Below are 18,086 nucleotides of genomic sequence, written 5' to 3'. Positions count from 1 at the left end.
GCCTGAGCTATGGTGGAGGATGCTCAAATGAAATCAGACCAGCACCGACGACGTGTCTTGGGCCTGGGTCTGCTGGCGGCCTGTCCCTGGGGACTTGCGCTGCCCGCATGGGCGGCTGATGGCGACGCCAAGGCCAATGCGCAGCCTGGTGAGCTGAATGGTGCGCTGAATGGTGCGCTAACTGATGCGCAGCGCTATTTCCGCCCGCCACAGATGATGGGCGCCGTGCTGTCGCCGGACGGCAAGCGGCTGGCCATGATCGTCATGGGGCCACATGGCCGGGCGATGCTGTCGGTGCTGGCTCTGGCGAGCCTGAAGCCCACGGTGGCCTTCAGCTCCGAGGCCGCCGATGTGCAGCAGGTGGTCTGGGTCAACCCCGATCGGCTCGCCTTTACGCTGGGCGATCACGAGACACCCGAGGGCAAGCTCGATGCGGGGCCGGGCCTGTTTGCGGTCGATCATGACGGCACGGGCTTCAGGCAGTTGGTGGAGCGCCAGCGCGTCTGGGCACGCAATGGCAATGACACGCAGCGGCTGGAGCCCTGGAATACCTATCTGCTCAATGGCAGCACGCAGCGCAGCGGCGACGAGGTGCTGGTGCTGCGCCCGGAAGCCTTTGACGGCAAGTCCCTTGGCTTCATCCGCCTCTTGCGTCTGAACACCCGCAACGGCCGCAGCACGGAAATCGAAGCGCCTTTGCACGCCGTGGGCTGGTGGGCCGATGCACAAGGCGAGTTGCGCGTGGTGCTGACCCAGCAGGGCGCGCAGAGTGCGCTGCTCTGGCGCGATCCGGCATCAGGCGCTTGGAAGACGCTGAGTGAGTTCAACAGCTATACCGGCGATGGCGATCTGCAGGTGCGCCATGTGGCCGAGGACGGGCGGCTCTACGTCAGTGCTCGGCGCGGGCGCGACAAGCAGGCGCTGTGGTTGCTGGACCCGGCAACGGGCCGCTGGACAGACGAACCGCTGGCGCAGTCGCCCGCCTTTGATGTCGACGCCCATATCGTCAGCAGCCAGGGCCAGGTGCTCGGCTGGCGATTCACCATCGATGCCGAAGTGACGCAGTGGCAGGACCCGGGCGTGCGTGCGTTGCAGGAGCGCATCGACAAGCTGCTGCCGCGCACCGTGAATCGCCTGTCGCTGCCTTGGTCGGGCAAGCAGCCCTGGGTGCTGGTCGAGGCTTTTGCCGACATCCAGCCGACGCTGTACTACCTCTATCAACGCGAGACCGGCAAGTTCGTCCGCCTCGGCGCCCAAAGGCCTGACCTCGACGCCAAGCAGCAGGCGGCCATGGACATGGTGCAGATTCCAGCGCGGGACGGCCTGAGCCTGCCGGCCTGGCTCAGCCTGCCTCGCGCTGCCAAGGCCGAGGGCCAGCCCAGGCGCTTGCCGCTGGTGGTGCTGGTCCATGGCGGCCCCTTTGTGCGCGGCCCGTCGTGGCAATTCGATGCGGAGCTGCAATTCCTGGTGGCGCGCGGTTATGCCGTGCTGCAGCCGCAGTTCCGTGGCACCCAGGGTTTCGGTGCGGCCCATGCCCGAGCCGGCTGGCGCCAGTGGGGCAAGGCGATGCAAAACGATCTGGCCGACGCGGCCCGCTGGGCCATTGCGCAGGGCATTGCAGATCCCGAGCGAATCGCCATCGCCGGCGCCAGCTATGGCGGCTATGCCAGTCTGATGGGCCTGATCCGCGATCCCGAGCTGTTTCGCTGCGGCGTGGCCTGGGTGGGCGTCACCGATCTCGACATGCTGCACACGGTCAACTGGTCCGATGTCTCCGACGATTTCAAGCGGCATGGCCTGCCCGTGGTGCTGGGCGACCGGGAGAAGGACGCGGCCGATCTGAAGGTCAACTCGCCGCTGACGCACGCCGCCAGCATCAGGCAGCCGCTGCTGCTTGCCTATGGTGGCGCCGACAAGCGCGTGCCGCTGATTCACGGCGAAAGCTTTCGCAGGGCACTGTCGCCGGACAACAAGAACGTCGAGTGGCTGCTCTACCGCGACGAGGGGCATGGCTGGCGCAGCAGCGCCACCAAGGTCGACTTCTGGAACCACGTGGCCGCCTTTTTGGACAAGCATCTGGCCCCGCGCTGAAGCGCCGCATCGCGACCGGCGCTTGGGGGAACGACAAATCGACTGGTGGACGGCTGAGCGCCTTGACGGCGCTCGGCTGCCTCAGGCCGGTGCGGCCAGCAGGTCCAGGCGCATGAAGCGCCAGCGCGCGTGGAACTCGCTCGGCACCTCGCAGCCCGCATAGGGCGCACAGTCAAGAAAGCCCTGGGCCAGGTAGAGCGCATGCGCGGCGGCCATGAAGGGCGCGGAGTCCAGGCAGACGCTGCGGTAGCCAAAGGCCCGCGCATCGGCCAGCAGGCGGGCGAGGGCGTGTTGACCCAGGCGCTGGCCGCGCCAGGCGGGGCGGATGTAGAGGCGCTTGATCTCGGCCGCTGGCCCGGCAGCAGGGCCAGTATCCAAGGGCCGCAGACCGGCCATGCCGGCCAGTTGGCCATCAGCCTGGATCAGATAGAAGACGCCGCGCGGCGGCGCCGCGGCGCAGACCTTGTCGAGGCTGATCGCCACGTAGTCGGCCAGAGCTTGGTCCTGCAGGCGGTCGGTCGGGGTGCCGAACACGGGCGCCATGCCGGCCAGCACCCACTGCATGTACTCGAGATTGAGTTCGAGCAGGGCATCGCGGTCTTGCGCCAGCGTGGCGAGGTCAAAGCAGATGTCGGGAGCGCTGGGCATCGGGAGTTCTCAAAGTTCTCTGGCATTCGCACGGGGCAGCGCCGGCCGCTGCATCTTGCGCGCATCACACCGGCTTTTGGGCGCTGATCGCCCGACGCACGGGTCAGGCCCGATTGCTGCTGAGTGTCATTTCAGGGACAGTCGCGCTTTTCCTTTTTGCCGGCAGGGCTCAAAAAGCGCTGCCGGCCGGTTTGCCGTGAGCTCCATCCCTCTCGACGCCGCTGCCGCCGCCGTGCCCAGCGACACCTCCCGCCCGCGCAGTGATCGCGCCTTCTTTGGCCACCCGGTCGGCCTGGGCTGGCTGGCCTTCTGTGAGCTGTGGGAGCGTTTTTCCTACTACGGCATGCAGGCCTTGCTGGTGCTCTACCTCAGCAACTTCCTGTTCCAGCCGGAGAACATCGTTCATGTGAACGGCATGGATGTGCTGCGCCGGGCGATCGAGTCGGTCACCGGCCCGCGCTCGCCGCAGCAGCTGGCCTCGGTGGTGTTCGGGCTCTATGCCGGCCTGGTCTATCTGACGCCGATCTTCGGCGGCCTGCTGGCCGACCGCGTGCTCGGCCGCACCAAGACGGTGGTGATCGGCGCCAGCCTGATGGCGCTGGGCCATTTCCTGATGGCCTTCGAAGCCAGCTTCCTCCCGGCCATCGGCTGCCTGCTGCTCGGTGTGGGCTGCTTCAAGGGCAATATCGCCGCCCAGGTGGGCGATCTCTATGCGCCTGGCGACAAGCGCCGCGCCAGCGCCTTCCAGATCTTCATGCTGGCGGTGCAGGTGGCGGTGATTCTGGCGCCGCTGGTCTGCGGCACGCTGGGCGAGAAGGTCGGCTGGCACTGGGGCTTTGGCGCAGCGGGCGTCGGCATGGTGATCGGCCTGGTGGTCTATCTGGCCGGCCGACGCTGGCTGCCCGTTGAGGCGCCTCGCCAGGCGGCGAGCAAGGACAGTGCACCGCGCGCCAAGATGAGCGGCAACGAACGCGCCCGCCTGCTGCTGCTGATTGCCATCATTCCGCTGCTGATGGGCTCCATCGTCGGCAACCAGCAGTTCAACAATGCCTACCCGCTGTGGTCGCAGAAGTACATGGACCTGGTGCTGTTCGGCTGGGAAATTCCGGTGACCTGGCTGCAGGCGGTCGATGCCTTCATGAGCACGGCCACCATGATTGGCTCGCTGGCCTTCTGGCGCTGGTGGGCGACGCGCCGCCGTGAGCCGGATGAAATCACCAAGATGGGCCTGGGCGCCTTGCTGGCCGCCACGGCGCCGCTGCTGCTGGTGCTGGCCGCGGTGCAGATCGAGTCCGGCCACGGCAAGATCAGCTTTGCCTGGACGCTGGGCTACGCGCTGCTGAATGACCTGGGCTTTGCCAACATCCTGCCGGTGGGCCTGGCGCTGTACTCGCGTGCCGCGCCGCGCAATCTCGAAGGCATGATGATTGGCATCTACTACCTGCATCTGTTCATCGGCAACACCTTTGTCGGCTGGCTGGCCGGTCTGCTCGACGTGCTGCCCGGCACCCAGTTCTGGGCCCTGCATGCCTTGCTGGTGGCGGGTGCTGGCGCCGGCCTTTTGCTGGTCAAGCTGGTGTTTGGTCGGGTGCTGCTGCCCGATGAGGCGCCGGTGACGAAGGCGGCCTGAGGCCGTTCGTCAGCGCGATCGCGCCAAGCGCCAGCCGCCCAGTGCGCTGGCGGCCAGGCCAAGCGCGGCCCAGGTGGCGAGCGCGGGCTGAGCCCAGTCTGGCAGGCCCGGACTGAGCGCCCCCGTCAGCGACAGTGCCAGCAGCGCGGCCGCCAGGCCGGCCTGCAGCAGCAGGCGTGCACCCTCGCGGCGCAGGCTGCCATCGTCCAGCGTGCGGCTCAGCAGCACCAGCTGCCAGACGATCAGGCCGCTGGCCAGCAGGTTCAGCGGCTCGCTGAGCCGGGGTGCCAGCGCCAGCTGCAGCACGCCAGCGAGCAAGAGCACGAACAACTGCTCCAGACCATGGCGCGGCATGCCGGCCGGCAGCGCCGGTTCATAGCGCTGGAACCGGCGCAGATCGGGCGCTGGCTTGGGCGCCAGGCGGCTGGCTGATTCGGGCCGCCAGCCGGGGTGGCGGAACCAAATGCTCACGCGTTCGCTCCGGCGCTCGGCCAGCCGCGCATCGGCCCAGATCTGGGCATAGCCACGCGTGTTGGCGCGCAGCGGGCTCCAGCTGTGCAGCGGCGTCAGCGTGCCATAGATGATGGGCTCGTCGGGTTTTTCGTCGACAAAGCTGCCGAAGAGATGATCCCAGCACATCAGGATGCCGCCGTAGTTGCGATCCAGGCAGTAGTCGTTCTGGCCATGATGAACCCGGTGGTTCGACGGTGAGCAGAACCAGCGGTCGAACCAGCCCAGGCGGCCGACCAGCCGGGTGTGAACCCAGAACTGGTAGAGCAGATCGATCAGCCCGACACCGATGAAGACCAGCGGCGGCACGCCCAGCAGGGCCAGCGGCAGGTAGAACAGCCAGCCGAACAGAAAGCCGCTGCTGCTTTGACGCAGGGCCGTGCTGAGGTTGTATTCCTCGCTGCTGTGGTGAACCTCGTGGGCGGCCCAGAGTATGGCCATCGTGTGGCCGCAGCGATGCAGCCAGTAGTAGCAGAAGTCGTAGCCGACCAGGGCCAGCAGCCAGACCCAGACGGCATTCGCCGGCAGCTTGATCAGCGCGCCGTGCTGCCAGACCCAGGCATAGATGCCCACGGTCCAGGCCTTGACGAAGAGGGCCACCAGCTGGCTGGCGATGCCGTTGGCCAGGCTGCCCACGGTGTCGGCAGCGCGGTAGAGCTGCAGGCCGCGGCGCCGGCCCAGCCACCACTCCAGCACCATCATCAGCAAGAAGACGGGAACGGCGTAGACGATGGGTTCGAGCATGGTGGCTTGCCTTGGACTGCTGGGCCAGCAAGGCTAGGGCCTGTTAACACTACGTCTGCCTGTGCGAGAGGGGCTCCAAGGGCCCCAATCTAGGCGGACGACGACGCCCAGGCTGGCCGCCTGGGCAAGGAGTTCAACAACGAGTGGGGCCCTTGGAGCCCCTCTCCCGGAGGGTTGCCACACAAATCGCCGTGCACGTCGTTGCAAAGCCTCGCCGGGGGAGCAGCCCCGGCTTCGTTTTGCGCCTCGTTCACGGCGATTTGTGTGGCAACGCATCAGGCAGACGTAGTGTTAACAGGCCCTAGCAGTTCAAGGCCCCGCGCGCGCCTGGGATCAGCCCAGGTGCTGCCTGTTGGCTCAGCCCTTCACGCCACCGGCGGTCAGGCCGCTGACGATCCAGCGCTGTGCCAGCAGGAAGACGGCGGTGATGGGCAGGCCCGAGAGCACCGCCGCGGCGGCGAAATCGCCCCAGAGGAAGCGCTGGTCGTGAAGGAAGTATTTGGAGCCGACGGCCAGCGTCAGATTGCCTTCCTCGCGCAGCAGCACCGAAGCCACCGGGTACTCGATGATGGTGCCGATGAAGGCCAGCACAAAGACGACCATCAGGATGGGCACGGCCATCGGCAGCAAGACCAGGCGGAAGGTCTGCCAGGGCGTGGCGCCATCGACGGTGGCGTTCTCTTCGATCTCCTGCGGGATGGTCTCGAAGTAGCCCTTGATGGTCCAGATGTGCGTGGCCACGCCGCCCAGATAGGCCAGCACCAGGCCGGCGTGCGTCTCCAGGCCGATGGCCGGCACATAGCTGCCGATGGTCTCGAAGATGGCGTAGATGGCCACCAGGGCCAGCACCGCCGGGAACATCTGCAGCAGCAGCATCGAGTTCAGGATGGGCGTCTTGAAACGGAACTTCAGCCGCGCAAAGCCATAGGCGGCGGTGGTGGAGATGCCGACGATCAGGCAGGCGGCGATGGTGGCCACCTTGACCGAGTTCCACAGCCAGGTCAGCACCGGGAAGGGCGGCGCCACCCAGCTGCCATCGGCGGCCTGGTAGGAGATGCCCAGCGCCAGCTTCCAATGCTCCAGGCTGATCTCGCTGGGGATCAGGCTGCCAGTGGCAAAGTTGCCCGGCCGCAGCGAGATCGACACCACTGCCAGCAGCGGGAACAGCGTGAGCGCCAGGAACACCCAGAGCAGCGCATGGGCGCCGAACACCCGCCAGCGGGCTTGCTTGCCTCGAACGATTGCCATGATCTGTGTCCTTGCTTTACTGCTGGGCTCGTTTCATCAGCCGCAGATTGATCAGCGACATCGCTGCGACGAGGATGAAGATCAGCGTCGAGATTGCCGCCGCCAGGCCGAAGTCGGTGCCGGAATCGCGGAAGGCGATGCGGTAGGTGTAGGACACCAGGATGTCCGTCTGACCGGCCGGAATCTTGCTGCTGAGGTAGTCGGGGCGACCATCGGTGAGCAGCGCGATCAGCACGAAGTTGTTGAAGTTGAAGGCGAAGGCGCTGACCAGCAGCGGTGCCAGCGGCTTGATGATCAGCGGGGCGGTGATCTTGAAGAAGTTGGTCAGTGGCCCGGCGCCGGCCAGGGCCGAGGCTTCGTACAGATCGGCGGGAATCGCCTTCAGCAGGCCCGAGCACAGAATCATGATGTAGGGATAGCCCAGCCAGACATTGACGATCACGAGCATGATCTTGGCCAGCAGCGGATCGGCAAACCAGGCCGGCTTGACGCCGATCAGCGCGTCGAGGATGGCATTGATCTCGCCGAAGTTCTGGTTGAACAGGCCCTTGAACACCAGGATGGAGATGAAGCCCGGCACCGCATAGGGCAGGAAGAGCAGCGTGCGGTAGGTGCCCCGAAAGCGCAGGTCTTCCCAGTTCAGCAGCACGGCCAGCAGCATGCCGATGACCGTCGAGAACACGACGGTGGACAGCGAGAAGATCACCGTCCAGCTGAAGATGGCGAGGAAGGGGCCGCGGAAGTCTTCATTCAGCAGCATGCGGGCATAGTTCTGGCTGCCCACCAGCACCTTGAAGCCGGGCTGCAGCTGTTCCCCCGAAGCGCTTTCGAAAAAGCCGCTATCGCGCTTGGGCTGGAAGACCTGGCCATCGGCGAGCCGCTTCAAGCTGCCGTCGGGCAGGCTCTCCCAATGGCGGCGGATCGGCCCGAACTCGCGCAGCCCCAGGTAGTGCAGCGGCTCGGCCTGGCCGGGCAGCTGCAGCCTCAGCTGCGACAGTGCCTCGCGCTGCGCAATCAGCTCGCGCAGGGGCAGGGTGGCTGCCAAGGCCTGGGCCTCGGTCGCGAGCTCCCGCATGGGCACCAGCTGCGCTTGCTTGCCGCCTTGGAGCGCTAGTGGTGCAGAGATGAAGCGCGGCTCGCCGCTGGTGGCATCGCTCAGCACCAGGCGCAAGGATTTCCCATCCGCATGCAGGCTGTAGCCCATCACCTGGGCCTCGACGGCATCATGCTGCTCAAGCAGATAGTCGCGCACCCGCTCCTCGCTCAGGAGGTGCGCCGAGGAGTAGTTGGTGAAGCCGATCACCGCCGTGAAGACCAGTGGAAAGGCGATGAAGACCAGCATGCCGGCGATACCGGGGAAGAGATAGCGCGCGGCGAAGGCGGCCTGGCTGACGTAGATGTAGAAGCCGGCGGCGAACAGCGCCAGCAGGCCCAGCGCGCCGAGGGTCTGGCCCGAGGCGTAGACCATGAACACCAGGTACAGCGAGGCCAGCATGGCCGCGCCGGTGAGTGGCCAGCGCAGCAGGCGAGCGCTGCGCTCCAGCGGCCCGGGCGGCAGTTGGCTGTAGGCGAAGCGGTGAGCGGTGGTTGAGGCGTTCATGATGATCTCCCGGCTCACTTCGCCTGCTTCAGCAGCATGCGTCCGGCGGCGCCGTCGAGGGCGTCCTTGGGCGTCTGCAGGCCGTTGGTGATGGCCTCCAGGGCGGCGTCCATGGCGGTCCAGAAGCGACCGACTTCGGGCACATTGGGAATCGGTTCGCCGGCGCGGGCGTTGTCCATGCTGGCCTTGATCAAGGGGTTCACGGCCAGCGCGGCGTAGAAGGCCTTGTTGGCGGGCACGCCGATCGGCACATCGTCGTCGAGCAGCTTGAGCGCCGCGGGGCGCATCAGATGGTTCTCGATGAACTCGACGGCGATGTCCTTGTTGCGGCTGGGGGCCGAGACCATGCAGCCCAGCACGCCGACAAAGGGCTTGGAGGGCTGGCCGGCAACAACGGCCGGAATGGGCGCCACACCAAAGTCGATCTGGGCGCGGCGGGCGTTGTCCCAGGCCCAGGGGCCGGAAATCATCATTGCCACCTGGCCGCGGGCGAAGCCGGTCTCCATCTCGGCATAGCGCGCGCCCTTGGGCATATGGCCTTGCTTGATCAGGCGCTCCAGCATCTGGGCGCCGGCCAGTGCGCCGGCGTTGTTGACGCCAACGGCGCTCGCGTCGTATTCGCCGGCGGCATCACGGCCGAAGATCTGGCCGCCTGCGCCGGCCAGCAGCGGCCAGCTGAAGAAGCTCTTGTTGTAGTCCCACAGGATGGCGTGCTTGCCTTGTGACTGCAGCTGCTTGTCGAGGGCGATCAGTGCGTCGAAGCTGGCGGGCGGCTTGGGCACCAGGGCCTTGTTGTAGATCAGGCCCGTGGTTTCGATGGCAATCGGATAGCCCCACAGCTTGCCGCGATAGGCCATGGCCTTCCAGGCGGCCTCCTCGTTTTCTTCGCGCAGCTTCTTGCCGGGGCGGATGGCGGTCAGCAGGCCGGCCTTGGCCCACTCGCCAATGCGGTCGTGTGGCCAGCAGAAGATGTCCGGGCCCTTGCCGGCGCCGGCGGCCTGGGTGAACTTCTCGGGCGCGTCAACCGGGTGCTCAACCACGACCTTGACGCCGGAAGCCTGCTCGAAGGCGTTGCCGACCTTTTGCAGCCCGTTGTAGGCCTTGTCGCCATTGATCCAGACCAGCAGCTTGGCGCTGGTTTGTGCCTGGGCCGCAGGCGCCAGCAGCAGGCTCAGAGCGATTGCGAGCGCGGACCTCATGCCGCCAGCTCCGGCGCCGCGAGGCGGCGAAACGCCTGGCCCTGGGCATCGAAGAGATAGAGCGCCTCGGGCGGGAACTGCAGGGCCAGCGCGGTACCGCTGCGCAGGCGGTCGCAGCCATTGCGGCCTTCGAACTGGCAGGTCAGCGGCTCTTCAAGGCCGGGGTAGGGGCAGTAGGCAAAGGTCGTGCCGCCCAGTGATTCGACAAAGGCCACCGTGCTTTGCAGCACATTGCGCTCACCCCCAAGACGGATGTGTTCGGGCCGCACGCCAACGGTGACCCGGTCGCCGACACGCGCGCTGCTGGCATCCACGAGCGCCTGCAACGTCAGCCCGTCGGCCAGCTTGATGAGTGCATGGTCTGCCGCGATCGCCTCCAGCTCGCCACTCAGGAAGTTCATCTTGGGGCTGCCGATAAAGCCGGCCACAAAGACATTGCAGGGGTGTTCGTACAGTTCCAGCGGTGAGCCGACCTGCTCGATCTTGCCGGCCGAGAGCACGACGATGCGGTCGGCCAGGGTCATCGCCTCGACCTGATCGTGGGTCACGTAGACCATGGTCGTCTTCAGCTCTTCGTGCAGCTTGGCGAACTCGTAGCGCATGCGCACGCGCAGCGCGGCATCGAGATTGGACAGCGGTTCGTCGAACAGAAAGACCTCGGGCTTGCGCACGATGGCGCGACCGATGGCCACGCGCTGGCGCTGGCCGCCGGAGAGATCCTTGGGCTTGCGGTCGAGCAGGTGTTCGATATGCAGGATCCGGGCGGCGTTGTGCACCGCGGTGGCGATTTCGTCCTTCGGCACCTTGGCCAGCTTGAGGCCGAATGCCATGTTGTCGAACAGATTCATATGCGGGTACAGCGCATAGGACTGGAACACCATGGCAATGCCGCGCTCGGCCGGCGGCACATCGTTGACCAGGCGGCCGCCGATGCGCAGCTCGCCGCCGGTGATGTCTTCCAGGCCGGCAATGCTGCGCAGCAGGGTCGATTTGCCGCAACCCGAGGGGCCGACAAAGACCATGAACTCGCCATCGCGAATCTCCAGATCGATGCCGTGCAGGATCTTGATGTCGCCGTAGGCCTTGGCCACGGCTTTGAGTTGGACGTCCGCCACTTCTGTGCCTTTCGCCGTGGCGCCTCAGGCGCCAGGGCTTGTCTCGGGTTCGGATGGGGCGCCGGCTGCTGTGCGGGCTGCCGGCGGCATTCAGCCGACGCGCTGAACGCTTTGTTTGTAGAGAATATACAGACTTGAATGTAGTTTAACAACGGCGCGTGCCCTGGTGTTCTGCGTTTGATTCATTAAAAATCAATGTCTTACAATCGAACTAGGGTTCACCCGATGTAGTGAAACTACACAAAAGTCCGTCTTGGCGCGATACTTTGCACATCGCTGCCGCCGCTGCGGCTGTTGTGCTCCCGGCCTGGCCCGAGAGTGAATCCCTCAAGACGGGTCTGCGCCCCCTGGCGCGGGCTGTTCTGAATCTTGCGGGAGCCTCTGCCTTCGGCCCATTGATGCAAGCCCTATGACCGTCACCACCGCCCGCCAGGCCCTTCAATCGATCAAGGCCCTCGGAGCCCATTTCAAGCCCGCCACCATGAACGACGACCTGAGCCAACACTTCAAGACCGCGCTGCGCCATGAGCTGAGCCAGTGCCCCGGCCAGCCCAGCCGCGACAGCCTGATGCGCGCCGCCGCGGGCGCCTGCCGCGAACTGCTGGCCACGCGCTGGGCCGCGAGCCAGGCAGCCGACAGGGAGCGCGCGGCCGACGCTCGCCGGGTTCACTACCTGTCGATGGAGTTCCTGATGGGCCGGGCGCTCGGTAATGCGCTGGCCGCCTTGGGACTGGACGAGACGCTGCGCGCGGCCTTTGCCGAGCAGGGGCAGGTCTTGCCCGAGGTGCTGGAGCGCGAGCCCGATGCGGCGCTCGGCAATGGCGGCTTGGGGCGCCTGGCGGCCTGCTTTCTGGATTCCTTTGCCGAGCTGGGCCTGCCGTCCTTTGGCTATGGCCTGCGCTACCAGTACGGCATGTTCGCCCAGGGTATTCAGAACGGCCGCCAGGTCGAGACGCCGGACGACTGGATGGCGCTCGGTAATGCCTGGGAGCTGCCGCGGCCCGAGCTGCGTTACCCGGTCGGCTTTGGCGGGCATGTGCGGGTCGAGGCCGATGGCAGCCGCCACTGGCAGCCGGCCGAGCGCTTGATCGCGCAGGCCTATGACTTCATCGTGCCGGCCCATCACAGCGAGCGGGTGTCGACGCTGCGCCAATGGCAGGCCAGTGCGGCCGCGCCGATCGATTTCGACGCCTTCTGCCGTGGCGATCATGCTGGCGCGGCGCGCCACCGTGTTGCCGCCGAGGCGATCAACTGGGTGCTCTATCCGGACGATTCCACCGAGGCCGGCCGCGAGCTGCGCCTGAAGCAGGAGGCGCTGCTGGTCAGCGCCTCGCTGCAGGATTTGATTGCCCGCCATCTGAATGAAGGCGGCGCGCTGCACCAGCTCGGCCGCCGCAACGCCATCCATCTGAACGACACGCACCCGGCACTGGCGCCGGCCGAGCTGATGCGCCTGCTGCTCGATCAGCACGGCCTGGGCTGGGACGAGGCCTGGACGATCACCCGCCAGGCCTGCTCCTACACCAACCACACGCTGATGCCGGAGGCGCTGGAGAAATGGCCGCTGGGCATGCTGGAGCGCCTGCTGCCGCGCCATCTGGAAATCATCTTCGAGATCAACCAGCGCTTCCTGGACGAGCTGCGTCAGCGCGTGCCGGGCGACGAAGCGCTGCTGTCGCGCGTCTCGCTGATCGAGGAAGAGGGCGGCTACGGCAGCGGCGGCGAGCGCCGTGTGCGCATGGCCCATCTGGCCATCGTGGCCTCGCACCGCGTCAATGGCGTCGCGGCGCTGCATTCCGAGCTGATGGTGCAGACCATCTTTGCCGACTTCGCGCGCCTCTATCCCGAACGCTTCATCAACGTCACCAACGGCGTGACGCCGCGCCGCTGGCTGCAGCAGGCCAATCCGCAGCTGGCTGGCGTCCTGGATGCGCGGCTGGGGCAGGACTGGCGCCAGGATCTGAGCCAGCTGCAAGGCCTGCGCGCCCTGGCCGCCGATGCCGGGCTGGGCGCCGAGTTCGGCCGCGTCAAGCGGGCCAACAAGCAGCGGCTGGCGGCGCTGGTCGGCCGCGAGCTGGGCCTGGCCATCAACCCGGACAGCCTTTTCGATGTGCAGATCAAGCGCATCCACGAGTACAAGCGCCAGCTGCTCAATTTGCTGCATGTGATCGCGCGCTACCAGGCCATCGTCGCCCAGCCGGACGCCGACTGGACACCGCGCACCGTGCTGATCGCCGGCAAGGCCGCCTCGGCCTACCAGATGGCCAAGTCGGTGATACAGCTGGCCCATGATGTCGGCCGTGTGGTCAACAGCGATCCGCGTGTGGGCGACAAGCTCAAGCTCGTCTTCCTGCCAAATTACGGCGTGTCGCTGGCCGAGAGCATCATTCCGGCGGCCGATCTGTCCGAGCAGATTTCCACCGCCGGCACCGAGGCCTCGGGCACCGGCAATATGAAGTTCGCGATGAACGGCGCGCTGACCATCGGTACCTGGGACGGCGCCAATATCGAGATGGCCGAGGCCTTCGGCACCGAGAACATGTTCACCTTCGGCCTGCGTACCGAGGCCGTGGCGCAGATCAAGGCGCTGGGCTACGACCCGCGGCTCTACGTCGAGCAGAACCGCCAGCTGCAGCAGGTGATCGACGCGATTGCCAATGGCGGCTTCAGCAACGGCGATACCGAACGCTACCGCGCCTTGGTCGACAAGCTGCTGGGCAGCGACCCCTATCTGCTGATGGCCGACTTTGCCGACTATCTGGCCACCCAGCAGCGCGTTGACGCGCTGTACCGCGACCCGGCCGCCTGGAACCAGCGCGCCATCCTGAACGTGGCCGGCATGGGCTGGTTCTCGACCGACCGCACCATTGCCGAGTATGTCGACAAGGTCTGGTCGGCCAGCACGCTGGGCTGAATCTCTATGCGGGCTCCCAGCGAACGCGCAGCGCTGATCGAAGGCCGGCACGGCGACGCCTTTGCCGTGCTCGGCCTGCATGCCGACGGGCAGGGGCGGCTGCAGATGCGCGCCCTGCTGCCCGGCGCAACGGCGGTCAGTCTGATCGAGGCGGCCAGCGGCAAGGTGCTGGTCGAGCTGCAGCAGGCTGGTGATGGGCTGTTCGAGGCCACGGTGCCGCGGCGCCGCAAGCGCTTCGGCTACCGGCTGGCCGTGCGCTGGTCGGCCGAGCAAGAGCAGCCTGAGCACTATGCCGACGCCTATGCCTTTGGCCCCTTGCTGGACGAGCAAGACCTGACCCTGTTCGCCCAGGGCGGCCATCCGCGGCCCTGGCAGCTGCTCGGTGCGCAGCCGCTCCTGATCGACGGCGTGAGCGGCGTGCGTTTTGCCGTCTGGGCGCCGAATGCGGCCAGGGTCAGCGTGGTCGGCAGCTTCAACAACTGGGATGGCCGCCGCCATGCGATGCGGCGGCGCCATCAGGCCGGCGTGTGGGAAATCTTTGTGCCGCACGCCGCCGTCGGTGACCTCTACAAATACGAGCTGCTGGCCGCCGATGGCCGGCTGCTGCCGCTGAAGGCCGACCCCTATGCCCGCGCCGCCCAGCTGCGCCCGGAGACGGCCAGCGTGGTCGCCGCGCTGCCCAATGCCTTGCCCCTGCCGGCCGTGCGCGCGGCCGCCAACCGCCGCGATGCGCCGATCAGCATCTACGAGGTGCATGCGGCGTCCTGGCGGCGCAGCGATGGCGCCTGGCCGAGCTGGGACGAGCTGGCGGCGACGCTGCCGGCCTACGCCGCCGACCTCGGCTTCACCCATCTGGAGTTGCTGCCGATCAGCGAACACCCGTTTGACGGCTCCTGGGGCTACCAGACCCTGGGCCTGTTCGCCCCCTCGGCCCGCTTCGGCCCGCCGGAAGGCTTTGCGCGTTTTGTGGCCGCCTGCCACCAGCAGGGCCTGGGGCTGCTGCTGGACTGGGTGCCGGCCCACTTCCCCAGCGATGCCCATGGCCTGGCGCAGTTCGACGGCACGGCGCTGTACGAGTATGCCGACCCGCGCGAGGGTTTTCATCGCGACTGGAACACGCTGATCTACAACTTCGGCCGCCACGAGGTGGCGCAGTTCCTGGCCGGCAGTGCGCTGTACTGGGGCGAATGCTGGGGCGTTGACGGCCTGCGCGTTGATGCGGTGGCCTCGATGCTGTACCGCGACTATTCGCGCCCGGCCGGCGAGTGGCTGCCCAATGCGCAGGGCGGCCGCGAGAACCTGGAAGCGATCGCGCTGTTCAAACGCATCAACGAGACCCTGGGCCGCGAGCTGCCCGGCGCCATCACGGTGGCCGAGGAGTCGACCAGCTTTCCTGGCGTCAGCGCCCCGACCGGCGCCGGCGGACTGGGCTTCCACTACAAATGGAATATGGGCTGGATGAACGACACGCTGCGCTACATCCACGAAGACCCCATCCACCGCAAATGGCACCACGACAAGATCAGCTTCGGCCTGGTCTACGCCTTCAGCGAGAACTTCGTGCTGCCGATCTCGCATGACGAGGTCGTTCACGGCAAGGGCTCGATGCTGGGCAAGATGCCCGGTGACCCTAAGGATCCGACGGCCTGGCAGCAGTTCGCCACTCTGCGCGCCTATTACGGCTTCATGTGGGGCCATCCGGGCAAGAAGCTGCTGTTCATGGGCCAGGAGTTCGCCCAGGCCAGCGAGTGGAACCACGACGCCAGTCTGCCCTGGCAGCTGCTCGACGATGCGCGCCATGCCGGCGTGCAGCGCCTGGTGCGCGATCTGAACCGGCTGTACCGCGAACGCCCCAGCCTGCACCGCCTGGACTGCGAGGCGGCCGGCTTTGAATGGCTGATCAGCGAGGACCGCGATCACTCGGTCTTTGCCTGGCTCCGTCGCGATGCCAAGGGCGATGGCAAAGGTGAGGAGACCATCGTCATCTGCAATTTCACGCCGGTGCCGCGGCCGGGTTACCGGCTGCCGGTGCCTGACGGGCACGGCGCCTGGCGCGAGGTCTTGAATACCGATGCCGAGATCTACGGCGGCAGCAATCAGGGCAATCTGCAGGCCGAGCTGCCGGTGCAGGAGGGCGCCATCAGCCTGCTGCTGCCGCCGCTGGCCACGCTGATGTTGGCGCCCGTCGATCAGCCTCGCGTGTCGCCGCTTGAACCCACCGCCACTCCCTCATGAACAGTTCACTTCCTACGCATCTGGCACCTGGGCGCAGCGAACCGCTGGGCACCACGGTGCGCGACGGCGGCCTCAATATCGCGGTGTTTTCGGAACACGCCGAGCGTCTGGAGTTCTGCGTGTTCGACGCCGCCGGGCAGCGGGAGTTGCGCCGCTATGCCCTGTATGGGCCGCACGACGGTGTCTTCCACGGTTTCCTGCCGGGCGTCGGTACCGGCCTGGTCTATGGCCTGCGCGCCCATGGGCCTTATGCGCCGGAGCGCGGCCATCGCTTCAATCCGAACAAGCTCCTGCTCGATCCCTATGCCCGGGAAATCGTCGGTCACTTCAGCTGGCGCGCCGAGCACCATGGCTATGAACTGGGCCACCCGGACGGGCCGCGCAGCTTTGATACGCGTGACAACGCCTTGCATGCGCTCAAAGCCCGCGTGGCCGCGCCGCTGCTCGGCCCGAGCCCGCGCGCCTCGGCCCCGCGCCATGCGGCGGCCGATCTGCTGCTCTACGAGGTGCATGTCAAAGGCTTCTCGGCTCAGCACCCGGAAGTTCCCGCTGCCTCGCGTGGCAGCTATGCAGGCCTGGCCCACCCGGCGTCGATTGCGCACTTCAAGCGCCTGGGTATCAGCACGCTGTCGCTGCTGCCGGTGCATTACGCCATCGATGAGCCGCACCTGGCCGACAAGGGGCTGCGCAACTACTGGGGCTACAACAGCCTGGGCTTCTTCGCGCCTGATCCTCGCCTGGCCAGTGCGGCCGCGCGGCACGATCCCGCCGCCGTGGCGGCCGAGTTCCGCGCCATGGTCGAGGCCTTGCATGCCGCCGGCCTGGAGGTGGTGCTGGACGTGGTCTACAACCACACGCCCGAGGGCAATGAGTGCGGCCCGACGCTGTCCTGGCGCGGCCTGGACAACCGCAGCTACTACCGCCATGTGCCCGACGATGCCAGCCGCGCCGAGAACCTCAGCGGCTGCGGCAACACGCTGAACGTCCAGCACCCACGGGTGACGCAGTTCGTGCTCGATTCGCTGCGCTTCTGGGTGCAGGAAATGGGCGTGGACGGCTTCCGCTTCGACCTTGCGCCGGTGCTGGGTCGCGGCATGCAGGGCTTTGATCCGCATGCGGCCTTTTTCACCGCGCTGCGCCAGGATCCGGTGCTGGCCGGCGTGCATCTGATTGCCGAGCCCTGGGACGCGGGCTATGACGGTTATCAGCTGGGCCGCTTTCCCGGCCGCTTCATGGAATGGAACGACAAGTTCCGCGATGCGGTGCGCGGCTACTGGCTCGGTGCCGAGGCCACCCAGCCGCGGCTGGGCCACGCGATCAGCCGCGGCGAGTTCGCCCGCCGCTTCAGCGCCTCCAGTGATGTGTTTCATCATGCCCAGCGCTTGCCGATGGCCTCGGTGAATTTCATCGCCGTGCATGACGGCTACACGCTGCACGACCTGCTCAGCTACAGCGGCAAGCACAACCACGCCAATGGCGAGGGCAATCGTGACGGCCGCGATGGCGAGCTGGCGCACAACTTCGGCCATGAAGGCGAGGGTGCCACCGCAGCGATTGTGGCCACTCGCGATCGCGTCCGGCGTGCCATGCTCGCCACGCTGCTGCTGGCCCAGGGCACGCCCATGCTCAATGCCGGCGACGAACTGGCCAACAGCCAGCAAGGCAATAACAACGCCTACTGCCAGGACAACCCGCTGGGTTGGCTGGATTGGAGCCAAGGGCGCGACGATCTGCAGGCCTTCGTCGGCCATGTGGCGACCCTGCGGCGCAGCCATGCGCTGTTGCGCCACGAGCAGTGGTTCGCCACGGCGGGGCAGGGCGCGGTCGGCCTGGCCTGTCTGACCTGGCTGACGCCCGCCGGCCACGAGATGCAGGTGCAGGACTGGCACCATGGCGAGGACGGCGCACTGGCCTGCCTGATCCGTCCGGCCCATGGCAGCTCGGCTGCGTCTGACAAGCTCCTGTTGCTGTTCAACCCGGACGGCGTGGAGCGCCGCTTCCAGGCGCCGGCCGTGGCAGCCGGCTGGCAGTGGCAGGGCCTGCTCGACAGCAGCGCCCCCACCGGGCAGGCGGCATCCGTTCGCGCCGGTGATGAGGGCTGGTGCGTGCCGGCCCACAGCCTCTGGCTGCTGCAGTCGCTCTGAGTTTTCAG

Annotated in this window: 11 protein-coding genes; 5 read left to right on the top strand and 6 right to left on the bottom strand. The window is 66.9% G+C overall.

Annotated features, from left to right (window positions below):
* Positions 1–27: 27 nt before the first annotated feature.
* Positions 28–2,091, top strand: a complete 2,064-nt coding sequence (locus tag RQP53_RS03195) for a S9 family peptidase (RefSeq protein ID WP_315648588.1) — start codon at positions 28–30, stop codon at positions 2,089–2,091.
* An 81-nt stretch (positions 2,092–2,172) separates the two neighbouring features.
* Here RQP53_RS03195 and RQP53_RS03190 read toward each other — a convergent pair whose 3' ends face one another.
* Positions 2,173–2,739 (bottom strand): GNAT family N-acetyltransferase, encoded by a 567-nt coding sequence (locus RQP53_RS03190; protein ID WP_315648587.1) that lies wholly within the window; start codon positions 2,737–2,739, stop codon positions 2,173–2,175.
* 196 nt (positions 2,740–2,935) lie between these two features.
* Between RQP53_RS03190 and RQP53_RS03185 the strand changes: the two genes are divergently transcribed.
* Complete coding sequence (locus tag RQP53_RS03185; protein ID WP_315648586.1) at positions 2,936–4,369, top strand: peptide MFS transporter; 1,434 nt, start codon at positions 2,936–2,938, stop codon at positions 4,367–4,369.
* A 9-nt stretch (positions 4,370–4,378) separates the two neighbouring features.
* Here the strand turns inward: RQP53_RS03185 and RQP53_RS03180 are convergent, their stop codons facing one another.
* The 5 genes from RQP53_RS03180 to RQP53_RS03160 all read right to left on the bottom strand — a co-directional run bounded on the left by RQP53_RS03180 (position 4,379) and on the right by RQP53_RS03160 (position 10,785).
* Positions 4,379–5,623, bottom strand: coding sequence for a sterol desaturase family protein (locus tag RQP53_RS03180; protein WP_315648585.1), 1,245 nt, complete (start codon positions 5,621–5,623; stop codon positions 4,379–4,381).
* 357 nt (positions 5,624–5,980) lie between these two features.
* Positions 5,981–6,871, bottom strand: a complete 891-nt coding sequence (gene malG / locus RQP53_RS03175; protein ID WP_315648584.1) for a maltose ABC transporter permease MalG — start codon at positions 6,869–6,871, stop codon at positions 5,981–5,983.
* Positions 6,872–6,887: 16 nt separating this feature from the next.
* Positions 6,888–8,471, bottom strand: a complete 1,584-nt coding sequence (malF, locus tag RQP53_RS03170) for a maltose ABC transporter permease MalF (protein ID WP_315648583.1) — start codon at positions 8,469–8,471, stop codon at positions 6,888–6,890.
* Between the two features lie 14 nt (positions 8,472–8,485).
* Positions 8,486–9,670: a maltose/maltodextrin ABC transporter substrate-binding protein MalE gene (gene malE, locus RQP53_RS03165; RefSeq protein WP_315648582.1), complete on the bottom strand. Its 1,185-nt coding sequence runs from the start codon at positions 9,668–9,670 to the stop codon at positions 8,486–8,488.
* On the bottom strand, positions 9,667–10,785 hold the full coding sequence (locus tag RQP53_RS03160) for an ABC transporter ATP-binding protein (protein ID WP_315648581.1): 1,119 nt from the start codon (positions 10,783–10,785) through the stop codon (positions 9,667–9,669). The genes malE and RQP53_RS03160 overlap by 4 nt, the downstream gene beginning before the upstream one ends.
* A 481-nt stretch (positions 10,786–11,266) precedes the next feature.
* Here RQP53_RS03160 and RQP53_RS03155 point away from each other — a divergent pair, with 481 nt between their 5' ends.
* Genes RQP53_RS03155 through glgX form a run of 3 tightly spaced genes read left to right on the top strand, consistent with a single transcriptional unit; the run spans position 11,267 to position 18,078 of the window.
* Positions 11,267–13,699 (top strand): glycogen/starch/alpha-glucan phosphorylase, encoded by a 2,433-nt coding sequence (locus tag RQP53_RS03155; protein WP_434064057.1) that lies wholly within the window; start codon positions 11,267–11,269, stop codon positions 13,697–13,699.
* 6 nt (positions 13,700–13,705) lie between these two features.
* Positions 13,706–15,934 carry a 1,4-alpha-glucan branching protein GlgB gene (gene glgB, locus RQP53_RS03150; RefSeq protein ID WP_315648579.1) on the top strand — a complete coding sequence of 743 codons (2,229 nt, stop codon included), beginning with the start codon at positions 13,706–13,708 and terminating at the stop codon, positions 15,932–15,934.
* Positions 15,931–18,078 carry a glycogen debranching protein GlgX gene (gene glgX / locus RQP53_RS03145; RefSeq protein ID WP_315648578.1) on the top strand — a complete coding sequence of 716 codons (2,148 nt, stop codon included), beginning with the start codon at positions 15,931–15,933 and terminating at the stop codon, positions 18,076–18,078. Before glgB ends, glgX begins: the two co-directional genes overlap by 4 nt.
* Positions 18,079–18,086: the final 8 nt, after the last annotated feature.

The organism is Roseateles aquae, from assembly GCF_032337115.1.
GTDB lineage: Bacteria > Pseudomonadota > Gammaproteobacteria > Burkholderiales > Burkholderiaceae_C > Roseateles_C > Roseateles_C aquae.
This window is presented reverse-complemented; position numbering and strand designations above follow the sequence as displayed.